At 61.9% G+C, this 12,496-nt stretch carries 10 protein-coding genes; 6 read left to right on the top strand and 4 right to left on the bottom strand.

The window, feature by feature from the left end; translation table 11 throughout:
- The first annotated feature begins 249 nt into the window (after positions 1-249).
- The 5 genes from PSH81_RS25130 (at position 250) to yccS (ending at position 7,768) form a co-directional block, all read left to right on the top strand.
- A complete protein-coding gene (locus tag PSH81_RS25130; RefSeq protein WP_305391671.1) occupies positions 250-1,098 on the top strand; it encodes an alpha/beta fold hydrolase in 849 nt (282 codons plus the stop codon).
- 37 nt (positions 1,099-1,135) lie between these two features.
- Positions 1,136-2,563, top strand: a complete 1,428-nt coding sequence (gene mdtD / locus PSH81_RS25135; RefSeq protein ID WP_226454525.1) for a multidrug transporter subunit MdtD — start codon at positions 1,136-1,138, stop codon at positions 2,561-2,563.
- 130 nt (positions 2,564-2,693) lie between these two features.
- Positions 2,694-4,031, top strand: a complete 1,338-nt coding sequence (gene dbpA, locus PSH81_RS25140) for an ATP-dependent RNA helicase DbpA (protein WP_230412671.1) — start codon at positions 2,694-2,696, stop codon at positions 4,029-4,031.
- 159 nt (positions 4,032-4,190) lie between these two features.
- On the top strand, positions 4,191-5,369 hold the full coding sequence (locus tag PSH81_RS25145) for an NAD(P)/FAD-dependent oxidoreductase (protein WP_192299905.1): 1,179 nt from the start codon (positions 4,191-4,193) through the stop codon (positions 5,367-5,369).
- Positions 5,370-5,584: 215 nt separating this feature from the next.
- Complete coding sequence (yccS, locus tag PSH81_RS25150; protein WP_192299906.1) at positions 5,585-7,768, top strand: YccS family putative transporter; 2,184 nt, start codon at positions 5,585-5,587, stop codon at positions 7,766-7,768.
- Positions 7,769-7,872: 104 nt separating this feature from the next.
- On the opposite strand, the gene PSH81_RS25155 is transcribed toward yccS, so the two are convergent.
- Entirely contained in the window at positions 7,873-8,610 is a 738-nt protein-coding gene (locus PSH81_RS25155) for an ABC transporter substrate-binding protein (RefSeq protein WP_226454527.1), read from the bottom strand.
- Positions 8,611-8,787: 177 nt separating this feature from the next.
- Between PSH81_RS25155 and PSH81_RS25160 the strand changes: the two genes are divergently transcribed.
- On the top strand, positions 8,788-9,240 hold the full coding sequence (locus PSH81_RS25160; RefSeq protein WP_226454528.1) for a GNAT family N-acetyltransferase: 453 nt from the start codon (positions 8,788-8,790) through the stop codon (positions 9,238-9,240).
- Between the two features lie 121 nt (positions 9,241-9,361).
- Here the strand turns inward: PSH81_RS25160 and PSH81_RS25165 are convergent, their stop codons facing one another.
- From PSH81_RS25165 to PSH81_RS25175, 3 genes are read right to left on the bottom strand one after another with little or no spacing between them, the layout of a single operon-like run.
- Positions 9,362-9,658 (bottom strand): helix-turn-helix domain-containing protein, encoded by a 297-nt coding sequence (locus PSH81_RS25165; protein WP_192299909.1) that lies wholly within the window; start codon positions 9,656-9,658, stop codon positions 9,362-9,364.
- A gap of 19 nt (positions 9,659-9,677) precedes the next feature.
- Positions 9,678-10,178, bottom strand: a complete 501-nt coding sequence (locus PSH81_RS25170) for a M48 family metallopeptidase (RefSeq protein ID WP_017735682.1) — start codon at positions 10,176-10,178, stop codon at positions 9,678-9,680.
- 42 nt (positions 10,179-10,220) lie between these two features.
- A complete protein-coding gene (locus PSH81_RS25175) occupies positions 10,221-12,323 on the bottom strand; it encodes a bifunctional diguanylate cyclase/phosphodiesterase (RefSeq protein WP_226454529.1) in 2,103 nt (700 codons plus the stop codon).
- Between the last annotated feature and the right edge of the window lie 173 nt (positions 12,324-12,496).

Consider the following 12,496-nt stretch of genomic DNA (forward strand, 5'->3'; position numbering starts at 1 on the left):
GGGCTTGCTCGCGAATACGGTGGGTCAGTCAACTCATTCAGTGACTGACACACTGCTTTCGCGAGCAAGCCCGCTCCCACACAAGCCCACTCTCACATTGCACTGTGCAGGTTTCTGATACCTCGCTTCGCACCGTCCTACCGCAAAATCCCATCTCGCACTTGTTCCCCCGTGCTCTGTTGTCCCCTGCAAAAAACCTCGCTATAACGGTTAGTGGCATACCGCCACCCACAGGAAGTGAGCGTTGACATGGACCACGGAAGTTTCGTCATCAACAAGCTGTTCAAGCACTACAACGTTCACGTTGAGCAACTGGGCAACGACCCGCAGAAAGACACCGTATTGATGGTCAATGGCGCGCTGTCCACCACCCGCTCGTTCGCCCGCACCAGCAAGTGCCTGGCCGAGCATTTCAATGTGTTGTTGTTCGACCTGCCCTTCTCGGGCTATTCCCGCGAACACAACACCGACCTGGATCTGGTGACCAAGGACGATGAAGTCCAGATGCTGCGCGCCCTGGTGGAGCGCTTCGAGGTCAACCATCTGGTGTCGGCCTCCTGGGGCGGCATCTCCACGCTGCTGACCCTGGCGCACAACCCGCCATCGATCAAAAGCTCGGTGGTGATGGCCCTGGCGCCAGACCTCAACAGGGCGATGCTCGATTACGTGGAGCGCGTGCGCGTGCTGATCGAGGCGGATGACAAGTCCGCCGTCGGCCATCTGCTCAACGAGACGGTGGGCAAATACCTGTCGCCTCGGCTCAAGCGCAATAACCATCGGCACCTGTCGACCATGGCCACCACCGAATACCGCCAGGCGCGCTTTCATATTCATCAGGTGCTGGCGCTGGGCGATGGCAATTACCTGCCGGAACTCAAGAAGATTGAAACGCCGGTGCACTTCATCAACGGCGCGCTGGATGAATACACGCCGGCCGCCGAGGCGCAGGTATTCAAGCAGTATGTGGGGCGCAGCAGCTTTGCCGTGGCCGAACATACCGGGCACTTGCTCGACCTCGAATCCAGTGAGGCCGCCGTGGCGGTGCACCGTGAACTGCTGGATTTCCTGGTGGGAAAACGCACGACGGATGGCGCATAATCGCCGACACATAGCCTGCTAACAAAAAGGGTTTTCTATGCCGAATCGCGTCCCGCTCGATGCCAAGACCGCCCGCTGGCTCCCCTGGGTGGTGGCGATTGCCTTCTTCATGCAGTCGCTGGACGGGACGATTCTGAACACGGCACTGCCGGCCATGGCCCGGGACCTGGCGGAAAACCCACTGCGCATGCAAGGCGTGGTGATCGCCTACATGCTCACCGTCGCCTTGCTGATCCCGGCCTCGGGCTGGATCGCCGACCGCTTCGGCACCAAGAAAATCTTCTTTGGCGCGATCATGCTGTTCAGCATCGGTTCGCTGCTGTGCGCGTTGTCCAGCAGCCTGAGCATGCTGGTGGGCGCGCGGGTCATCCAGGGCTTGGGCGGTGCGTTGATGCTGCCGGTCGGGCGACTGGTGGTACTGCGCGCCTACCCGCGTTCCGAGCTGGTGCGGATCATGGGCTTTATCACCATCCCCGGCCTGCTTGGCCCGCTGCTCGGCCCGACCATGGGCGGCTGGATGGTGCAATACCTGACGTGGCACTGGATCTTTTTGATCAACCTGCCGGTGGGCATGATCGGTTGCTACGCCGTGTGGAAATTCATCCCCGACCTGCGCGGCAGCGAGCGCACTCGCTTTGATAGCCTGGGTTTCTTGCTGTTTGGCGCGGCAATGGTGCTGATCACCATCGCCATGGAAGGCCTGGGCGAACTGCACCTGCCGCACCTGCGGGTGATGTTGCTGCTGTTCAGCGGGCTGGCGTGCCTGGCGGCGTACTGGCTGCGCGCCGGGCATATCGATAACCCGCTGTTCTCGCCGGTGCTGTTCAAGACGCGCACCTTTGCGGTGGGCATCCTCGGCAACTTGTTTGCGCGCCTGGGCAGCGGCGCGCTGCCGTTCCTGGTGCCGCTGCTGTTGCAGGTGGCGCTGGGCTATTCGCCGTCGGAAGCCGGGATGAGCATGTTGCCGCTGGCGGCGGCGGCGATGTTTGCCAAGTCCATCGCGCGGCCGTTGATCGAGCGTGTGGGCTACCGCATCGTGCTGACCGGCAACACCCTCGCGCTGGGCATCATGCTGGCGAGCATGGGGCTGGTCACGGAACACACGCCCTACCCTTTGTTGCTGGGCATGCTGGCGGTGCTGGGGGCAATCAACTCGCTGCAATTCACCGCGATGAACACCGTCACCCTGATCGACCTCGACGACGCCCAGGCCAGCAGCGGCAACAGTTTGCTGTCGGTCGTGGCGCAATTGTCCCTCAGCCTTGGCGTGGCCTGCGCCGGTGCATTGCTCGGCGGGTTCACCGCAGAAACCGGCAACGATGGCGTGGAAAGCGTGCTCGGCGCGTTCCAGCTGACCTTCCTCACCGTAGGCATCATGGCGATGCTGGCGGCGGCGATCTTCCTGCAATTATCGCCAAAAGACGGCAAACGGCTGGCCAGCCCGGAGCAGCACATCGAGCATTAAGTGGCGTCTCGTCTAGAACTTGCGGGGAAAATCCCACAGGGCTGGTACACTGCGCGACATTTTGTTTTGCAGAGCCAGTCCCGTGACTACCATCGCCACCGCTTTTAATACTTTGCCGCTGTCCGCCGCCATGCTGGCTAACCTCGACTCGCTGGGTTATGTCGAGATGACGCAGATCCAGGCGCAAAGCTTGCCGGTGATCCTCAAGGGGCTGGACCTGATCGCACAGGCCAAGACCGGCAGCGGCAAGACTGCCGCCTTCGGCATCGGCCTGTTGAACCCGATCAACCCGCGTTACTTCGGCTGCCAGGCGCTGGTGATGTGCCCGACCCGTGAGCTGGCCGACCAGGTCGCCAAGGAAATCCGTCGCCTGGCCCGTGCCGAAGACAATATCAAGGTCCTGACCCTGTGCGGTGGCGTGTCCCTCGGCCCGCAGATCGCCTCCCTGGAACACGGCGCCCACGTTATCGTCGGCACTCCGGGCCGGATCCAGCAGCACCTGCGCAAGGGTTCGCTGGTGCTGGATGGCTTGAATACGCTGATCCTCGACGAAGCCGACCGCATGCTCGACATGGGCTTCTACGATGCCATCGAAGACATCATCAGCAAGACCCCGGCACGCCGCCAGACCCTGCTGTTCTCGGCCACCTACCCGGTAAGCATCAAGCAGTTGGCCTCCAAGTTCATGCGCGCGCCGCAGCAAGTGAAGGCCGAGGCGTTCCACTCCGACGATCAGATCGAACAGCGCTTCTTCGAAATCTCGCCGGAAGAGCGCATGGACGCGGTGACCAAGGTCCTGGCGCACTTCCGCCCGGCTTCGTGCGTGGCGTTCTGCTTTACCAAGCAGCAAGTGCAGGAAACCGTGGATCACCTGACGTCCAAGGGCATCTCCGCCGTTGGCCTGCATGGCGACCTGGAACAGCGCGACCGCGACCAGGTATTGGCGATGTTCGCCAACCGCAGCACCTCGGTGCTGGTAGCGACCGACGTCGCCGCCCGTGGCCTGGACATCGACTCGCTGGACATGGTGATCAACGTCGAACTGGCCCGTGACTCGGAAATCCACATCCACCGCGTCGGCCGTACCGGCCGTGCCGGTGAGACCGGGATTGCGATCAGCCTGGTGGCGCCGTCCGAAGCGCACCGCGCCCAGGCTATCGAGCAGTTGCAGAAGTCGCCGTTGAACTGGGACCAACTGGACAACCTCAAGCCGCAAAGTGGTGGGCCGTTGCTGCCAGTCATGAGCACCCTGTGCATCGCCGCTGGCCGTAAAGACAAAGTGCGTCCGGGTGACATCCTCGGTGCACTGACGGGTGAAGCCGGGATTCCGGGGGCCCAGGTCGGCAAGATCGCGATTTTCGACTTCCAGGCCTTTGTGGCCGTGGAACGCGGCATCGCCAAGCAGGCGTTGCAGCGTTTGAATGACGGCAAGATCAAGGGCCGTTCGTTGCGCGTGCGCATCCTGTAAAGCTTTCACGCCATACAGAGATCAAAATGTGGGAGCGGGCTTGCTCGCGAATGCGGTGGACCAGTCAACTTATTCAGTGGCTGACACACCGCATTCGCGAGCAAGCCCGCTCCCACATTGGACTGTATTTCAAATCAGCACTTGTATGAGGACACCGTTTTGCGCTCGACCGAAGTTGTGATCATTGGCGCCGGCGCCGCAGGCTTGATGTGCGCACTGACCGCCGCCGGGCGCGGGCGCAAGGTGATGCTGATCGACCATGCCAACAAGGCCGGCAAGAAGATCCTGATGTCCGGCGGTGGCCGCTGCAATTTCACCAACCTGTACACCGAGCCGGCCAACTTCCTCTCGCACAATGCGCACTTCTGCAAATCCGCCCTGGCGCGCTACACCCAGTGGGATTTCATCGGGCTGGTGGCCAAGCACGGCGTGCCGTACCACGAGAAAAAACTCGGCCAGCTGTTCTGCGATAACAAGTCCAGCGACATCCTCGGCATGCTGCTCGACGAATGCATCCAGACCGGCGTCAGCCTGCACCTGGACACCTCCATCCAGGAGATCGCCAAAGTCGACAGCGGCTACCAATTGCAGACCACCCTCGGCGAACTGCGCTGCGAGTCCCTGGTGATCGCCACCGGCGGCCTGTCGATTCCAACCTTGGGCGCCACCGGCTTTGGCTATCAGGTGGCCAGGCAATTCGGCCACGAACTGCTGCCGACCCGCGCCGGGCTGGTGCCATTCACCATCACCGACCAGCTCAAGGACTTGTGCGGCGAGTTGTCCGGCACCTCGGTGGATTGCCTGGTCAGCTGCAACGACCAGAGCTTTCGCGAGAACATCCTGTTTACCCACCGCGGCCTGAGCGGCCCGGCAATCTTGCAGATTTCCTCGTATTGGGAACCCGGCGACACCGTGGAGATCAACCTGCTGCCCGACCACGACGCCCACACCTGGCTGCAACAGCAACAGGCCGAGCGTGCGAACAGCGAGCTGAAAACCCTGCTGGGCGAGATCTTCACCAAGAAGATGGCCAACCTGCTGGCGGAAACCTGGTTTGTGTCCAAGCCGATGAAGCAGTACACCCATGCCGAGATTGCCGACATCGCGCAGAAACTCGGCAGCTGGCAGTTGGTGCCAGCCGGCACCGAGGGCTATCGCACGGCCGAGGTAACGCTGGGCGGGGTGGATACGCGGGAGGTGTCGTCCAAGACCATGGAATCCCTGAAAAGCCCTGGGCTGTACTTTATCGGTGAAGTGCTGGATGTGACCGGTCACTTGGGCGGGTTCAACTTCCAGTGGGCGTGGGCTTCGGGCTACGCCGCCGCGCAATACGCCTGACACCACGGTTTCAACCTTTGAAAGGCAATCCCTTGTGGGAGCTGGCTTGCCTGCGATAGCGGTGGTGGATTCACCACCGCTATCGCAGGCAAGCCAGCTCCCACAGGGTTATGGGGTGTTGCTGAAATAATTGCGAGTAGATGTGATCACGACCCTTGCCGTGGCGTCACTGATGCGCCAACTTAACGGCATCGTCCCGGAAGACTCCAGCCTTCATGTCATCGACCTCGTTCAAGCAGTCCCTGCGCCGCCTGTGGGCGCTGGATAAATTCAGCTACAGCATCCGGGTGTTCATCGCCCTCACCGGCAGTATGGCGCTGTGCTGGTATCAGGATGAGATGACCCTGCTGATCCCGCTGTTCCTGGGGATTATCGCCAGTGCCCTGGCCGAGACCGACGACAGCTGGCAAGGCCGCCTCAACGCCCTGGCAGTGACGCTGGTGTGTTTCAGCATTGCCGCGCTATCCGTGGAGTTGCTGTTCCCCTACCCGTGGATTTTCGCGATTTCCCTGGCCCTGGCCACCTTCTGCCTGACCATGCTCGGCGCCCTGGGCGAACGCTACGGGGCGATTGCCTCGGCGACGCTGATCCTGTCGGTGTACACCATGATCGGTGTGGACCAGCGCGGTGGCGCGGTCTCGGACTTCTGGCATGAGCCGCTGCTGCTGGTGGCCGGTGCGGCCTGGTATGGCGCGTTGTCGGTGCTGTGGCAGGCGCTGTTTTCCAACCAGCCGGTGCAGCAGAGCCTGGCGCGGTTGTTCCGCGAACTGGGGCGCTACCTCAAGCTCAAATCGTCGCTGTTCGAACCGATCCGCCAGCTGGATGTGGAAGCGCGCCGCCTGGAACTGGCCCAGCAAAACGGCCGGGTGGTCGCCGCGCTGAATGCCGCGAAGGAAATCATCCTGCACCGCGTGGGCAATGGCCGACCGGGTTCGAAGGTCAGTCGCTACCTCAAGCTGTACTTCCTCGCCCAGGACATCCACGAACGCGCCAGCTCGTCGCACTACCCCTACAACGCCCTGGCCGAAGCCTTTTTCCACAGTGACGTGCTGTTCCGCTGCCAGCGCCTGCTGCGCCAGCAAGGCAAGGCCTGCCAGGCCTTGGCCGAGTCGATCCAACTGCGCCAGCCGTTCATCTATGACGCCAGCTTCGCCGAAGCCCTGGGTGACCTGAACGCATCCCTGGAACACCTGCGCATCCAGAGCAACCCGGCCTGGCGCGGCCTGTTGCGTTCGTTGCGGGCGCTGGCGGCCAACCTGTCCACACTGGACCGCCTGCTCGGCGACGCGAGCAACCCCGATAGCCTGGCCGACGCCACCGACAGCAACCTGCTCGACCGTGCCCCGCGCAACCTCAAGGAAATGTGGACGCGCCTGCGCACGCAGATGACGCCGACCTCGTTGCTGTTCCGCCATGCGCTGCGCCTGTCCCTGGCGCTGACCGTCGGCTACGGCATGCTGCATGCGATCCACGCCTCGCAAGGCTACTGGATCATCCTCACCACACTGTTCGTGTGCCAGCCGAACTACGGCGCCACGCGGCGCAAGCTCGGCCAGCGGATCATCGGCACCGCCATCGGCCTGACCGTGGCCTGGGCGCTGTTTGATCTGTTCCCCAGCCCGCTGGTGCAGTCGATGTTCGCCATCGCCGCCGGCCTGGTGTTCTTTATCAACCGCACCACCCGCTACACCCTGGCCACGGCGGCGATCACCCTGATGGTGTTGTTCTGCTTCAACCAGGTGGGCGACGGCTACGGGCTGTTCCTGCCGCGCCTGTTCGATACCTTGCTTGGCAGCCTGATCGCCGGCCTGGCGGTATTCCTGTTCCTGCCGGACTGGCAAGGTCGACGCCTGAACAAGGTGCTGGCCAATACCCTGACCTGCAACAGCATCTACCTGCGCCAGATCATGCAGCAGTACGCCGCCGGCAAGAGCGACGACCTCGCCTATCGCCTGGCCCGGCGCAACGCGCACAACGCCGATGCGGCGCTGTCCACCACACTGGCGAACATGCTGATGGAGCCGGGGCACTTCCGCAAGGAAGCCGATGTGGGCTTTCGCTTCCTGGTGCTGTCACACACCTTGCTCAGCTACTTGTCGGGGCTGGGGGCGCACCGCGAAACGCAGTTGCCGGCCGAGGTGCGCGAGCATCTGATCGACGGCGCCGGCAAGACATTGGCGGCGAGCATCGATGAAATCGCCACGGGGCTGGCGAACAAGCAGCCGATTGCGATTCAGAGTGATGCCGAGGAAGCGTTGGCGGCGGAGCTGGAGCAGATGCCGGATGAGATTGATGAGGGGCAGCGATTGGTGCAGACGCAGTTGGCGTTGATTTGTCGGCAGTTGGGGCCGTTGCGGACTCTGGCGGCGCATTTGATCAAAGAGACTGGCGAGGCTTAAATCGCTTTCGCGAGCAAGCCCGCTCCCACATTTGACCGCATTCCAAATGATGTACGCGTTTCAATGTGGGAGCGGGCTTGCTCGCGAAGAGGCCCTTCCAGACACTACATCCCATGCGCCTTCATCAACCGCGCATAACTGCCATCATCCTTCATCCGGGCAATCTCCCGATCAAAACTGGCAACGATCTGAGCGTGTTCGGGGTTCTTCAGGCTCACCAGGATATGCAGGCTGTTTTCACTCAACGGTGTGGGTAGAAACTCCACCGCATTGCGCACCTTGGGCGACTCCCGTGCCAGGTAATAGCGCGCCACATATTCATCCTCCACCGTCAGCCGTACCCGTTGCGCCGCCAGCATGCGCACGGCCATGGCGAAGCTGTGCACCGGGACTTTCTGCAACTGCGCATCGCCGTCGAACGCTGCGGAGTAGGCATAGCCGCGCACCACCGCGATGGGGTACGCGTGCAATTGCTCAAGGTTGTTGAACTCGATAGGGTCGTCGCGTCGCTTGATGAAACGCACGCGGTTGAGCAGGTACTCGCCGGAAAACTGGCCCAGCCGGGTACGGGCATCGTCGTACCAGGCGTTGACCAGCACGTCGTAGCGCCCGTCACCCACGCCCATCAGCGCACGGGCCCAGGGCACCTGCTCGAAATCACTGGCGTAGCCGGCACGGGCCAAGGCCGTGCTGACGATGTCGGTGGCCAAGCCGCCATTGATCAAGGTGGCATCGGTAAAGGGAGGCCAGGCATCCGCCACCAAGCGTAAACGCTGTGCGAACGCCGGCTGGGCCAGCAACAACACTCCAATCAAAGCAACGGCACGAAACAATCGCGGCATGCTCAACATCCTTGGCGGGCCCAGAGGTTCTAACAGTAGCTCAAGATTACACAAAGAAACGGGCGGCGAATGCACCCAATGATGGCAAATTGATTTCACTCACAAAAAATAGCTGATTTAGACACAATCGCTCGTCGCGCTTACTATCCAGAACACCTACTGATAAGAGATTTCGCCATGACAGTCGATTGGGTCTGCAAACATCACACCGACCTGGGCAAGGAGCAGTTGTACGCGATCCTGCGCCTGCGTGGCGAGGTGTTCGTCGTCGAGCAAAAGTGCGTCTACCAAGACATCGACGGGCAGGATCTGGAAGGCGACACCCACCACCTGATGGCCTGGCAGGATGACCAGTTGGTGGCCTACCTGCGCCTGCTGGACCCGGAGTCCCAGGGCGGTGACGTGGTGATCGGCCGGGTGATCGTGGCGCCGGTGGCGCGGGGCACCGGGTTGGGCCACCAGATGATGGAAGAGACGCTCAAGCGGATTGCCGACATCTGGCCCGAGACGCCGATCTTTCTGTCGGCCCAGGCCCATTTGCAGGGGTATTACGGGCGGTATGGGTTTGTGGTGGCGGGAGAGGAATATCTGGAGGATGACATTCCGCATATTGGGATGCGGCGGGTCTGAGGGCCGCATCGCAGGCAAGCCAGCTCCCACATTCTGATTTGTGAATACAGTCAAAATGTGGGAGCTGGCTTGTCGGGTCGCCGCATCGCTGCGATAACGCCAGCCCCTTCACCACAAAACTTCAGGGATACCCCAACACCTGCTTCACCGAAGCCAGATTCCCCGCAATCCACCCCCGATCAATCGCCCCCCAGCTGCGGATCCGATACTGCCCCGCATGATTGCGCGCCCCGTCTTCCTGCTCGAATTCACACACGATGTCCAAGTCGGCCAACGCCGCAATCGTGTCCTGCGCCGTGCGCCGGGGCATGCCGGTGACGTCGGTCAATGCCGGCACATTGCTCGCCAGCCCGCTGTCGATCAGGTACGCCACGTACAGGCGGCGGTAGAAGCTGCTCTTGGTTTTGCTCACATCCATGGTCGGTCGCCTTATGCGGTCAGGGCTTGCCTTGCAGGTCGCGATACGTGAGGTACACCCGCAGGTCGAATTCCACCTGATGGTAGCCCGGCATCATGTAGTCGCAGAGTTTGTAGAACGCCTTGTTGTGGTCCGATTCCTTGAAGTGCGCCAGTTCGTGAACGACGATCATGCGCAGGAACTCCGGCGCCGCGTCCTTGAACAGCGCCGCGATGCGGATTTCTTTCTTGGATTTGAGATTGCCGCCCTGCACCCGTGAAATCGTCGTATGCAGGCCGAGGGCGCGGTGGGTCAGGTCCAGGCGGTTGTCGAACAGCACTTTGTCGATGGCCGGCGCGTTGCGCAGGTGTTCCTGCTTCAAGGCCAGGGCGTAGGCGTACAGGGCCTTGTCGCTCTGCACGGCGTGACGTTCAGGGTAGCGCTGCTCAAGGTAGGCGCCCAACTGGTCCTTGGCGATCAGTTGGCGCACTTGCTCCTGGAGCGCAGCGGGATAGGCCTGGAGGTATTTCAGCGCGGTCATGGGGTCTGCAACAGGGTTCGAATGGCCGCCAGTGTAACGAATTCAGACCTGCCGAGGGTGCGGCCAGCTGGCGACTTCGTCGGCCATCAGCGGTTGCGCAATCAGCGGGCCCTGGGCAAACGCGCAACCATTGGACTTGAGCCAATCCGCCTGCGCCTGGGTGGCCACCCCTTCGGCAACCACCAGCACATCAAAGTGCCCGCACAGTTCGATGATGCTGCGCGCCATCGCCGCATCCCGGGTCGATCCCGGCAGACGGGCGACCAGTTGCGGGTCGAGCTTGAGGGTGTCGAACTCAAGGTCACGCAGATGGGCCAGGGAACAATGGCCGCAACCAAAGTCATCCAGCGCGATGCGCACCCCGATCTGGCGCAGCAGCTTGAGTTGCTTGGCCGACTCTTCCAGGTTGCTGGTCAGGCAGTCTTCGCTGATCTCCACTTCCAGCTGGCGCCCCTGCAATCCATGGCGCTCTACCACCTGCTGCAACTGGGCGGCGAGGTTGGGCATATTGAACTGGTTGCCGCTCAGGCTGACGCTCAGCACCAACTCCGGGTCAAACGTTTGCCAGGCCTGGCGCTGGGCGGCGACTTGCTGGTAGATCCAGGCACTCAACTGGCTGATCAACCGCGCCTCTTCCAGCAGCGGCAAAAACAGCCCTGGCGGCACATCACCGACACTGGGGTGCTGCCAGCGCAACAACGCCTCGACGCCACGTAAACGCCCGTCCAGCAGCGACACCTGGGGTTGGTACACCAGTGTGAAATCTCTGTTCTCGATGGCCGTGCGCACGCTGTCTTCCAGCATCAGGCGTGAGCGGGCGCGGCCGTTCATGTCTTGATCGTAATAGCGATACTGCTGACGCCCGGCGCGCTTGGCTTCGTACATGGCGATGTCGGCTGCACGCAACAGGCCGCTCAAGTCCGCGCCGCAGTCGGGGAACGTGGCGATGCCGATGCTCACGCCAAGCATCACATCCAGGCCGTCAACCTGCTGGCAGATCGACACGCGCTCGATGAGTTTTTCTGCAATCTTCGCCGCTTGCTCGGGGAATTCCAGCTCCAGCAGCGCGGTGAATTCGTCGCCCCCCATGCGCCCCAGAATGTCGTAGGAGCGCAGGCATGCCTGCATCTGCTCCGAGACCCAACGCAATACACGATCCCCCGCATCATGGCCAAGGGAGTCGTTGACCCGCTTGAAGCCATCGAGGTCCAGGTACAGCAGCACCAGCGCGTTCTCGTTGCGTTCGCTGCGCAGCAACGTGCTTTCCACCGCCTGGTAGAAGCCGCGCCGGTTCAGCAGGCCGGTCAACGGGTCGGTCACAGCCTGGAACTCCAGCTGCTGATGCAGGTGGCGCACTTCGGACATGTCCAGCACCGTCACCACCATGGCCTTCTGCTCGGCGGGCAATGGCGCGCTGGACAAGGCCACCGCCACCTGCTGGCCGCGACTGGTGCGCAAAATGGCGTCGTGCTGGCGCCACGTCTCACCTTTGCAGTACGCCTCATACATGGGGAAGCTCAGCCAGGCGGGCACGTGGGGCTTTTGCAGGAAGCTCAGGAAGCTCTCGCCCTGCAACTCGAGCATCGTGGCGTTCAACAACCGCGAAATCGCCGGGTTGGCGTACTGGATCACACTGCCCTCGCCCACCACCAGAATGCCCTCGGCGGCGTTGTCCAACACCGAGGCATTAAAGGCGCGGGCGGACTCCAGGTCATGACTCAGGCGCTGCAAGGCCCGGCGGTTGCGCTGGTGTTCCAGCAACGCCTGGACCTTGGGCTTGAGGATATGCGGGTCAAACGGTTTGAACAGGTAGTCGATCGCCCCGCTGGCATAACCTTCCTGCACGGCGGCGGGCGACTGCGCATTGGCGGTGAGAAAAATAATCGGGGTCATGCGCGTGCGCTGGCTGCCACGCATCAGCCGCGCCACTTCAAAACCGTCCATGCCGGGCATGCGCACGTCCAGCAAGACCAGGTCGACTTCGTGGGCCAACAGTAATTCCAGCGCTTCCATGCCGGACGCGGCGGTCATCACCCGCCAATCTTCACGCTGCAAAAGCGCACGCATGCTGATGAGGTTTTCCGGGTAGTCGTCGACCACCAAAAGAACCGAACTGCCATCGCCGTTGTGTGGAGCGCAATCCATGCTGCTTCTCTTCCTTAAGGTGCAATTCCGGTCATTTTTGAGAGAAAACCCGGACAAACCCTGAGACGTCACTCTAGACCCGGTTCCTGAAAATCAGAAGTGACGTGGATGCCATGATAGACGCAAAGTTCAGTCAGCCGACTAACGGTCAACCGCTACAGCCCGCGGTTCAT

Source organism: Pseudomonas sp. FP2335 (assembly GCF_030687535.1).
GTDB lineage: Bacteria > Pseudomonadota > Gammaproteobacteria > Pseudomonadales > Pseudomonadaceae > Aquipseudomonas.

Bases quoted from the DNA above. Each gene is read 5' to 3' on its own strand.
- mdtD (WP_226454525.1), top strand. From the start codon at position 1,136: ATGCCGAATCGCGTCCCGCTCGATGCCAAGACCGCCCGCTGGCTCCCC.
- dbpA (WP_230412671.1), top strand. From the start codon at position 2,694: ATGCTGGCTAACCTCGACTCGCTGGGTTATGTCGAGATGACGCAGATC.
- PSH81_RS25155 (WP_226454527.1), bottom strand. From the start codon at position 8,610: ATGCCGCGATTGTTTCGTGCCGTTGCTTTGATTGGAGTGTTGTTGCTG.
- yccS (WP_192299906.1), top strand. From the start codon at position 5,585: ATGTCATCGACCTCGTTCAAGCAGTCCCTGCGCCGCCTGTGGGCGCTG.
- PSH81_RS25130 (WP_305391671.1), top strand. From the start codon at position 250: ATGGACCACGGAAGTTTCGTCATCAACAAGCTGTTCAAGCACTACAAC.
- PSH81_RS25160 (WP_226454528.1), top strand. From the start codon at position 8,788: ATGACAGTCGATTGGGTCTGCAAACATCACACCGACCTGGGCAAGGAG.
- PSH81_RS25170 (WP_017735682.1), bottom strand. From the start codon at position 10,178: ATGACCGCGCTGAAATACCTCCAGGCCTATCCCGCTGCGCTCCAGGAG.
- PSH81_RS25175 (WP_226454529.1), bottom strand. From the start codon at position 12,323: ATGGATTGCGCTCCACACAACGGCGATGGCAGTTCGGTTCTTTTGGTG.
- PSH81_RS25165 (WP_192299909.1), bottom strand. From the start codon at position 9,658: ATGGATGTGAGCAAAACCAAGAGCAGCTTCTACCGCCGCCTGTACGTG.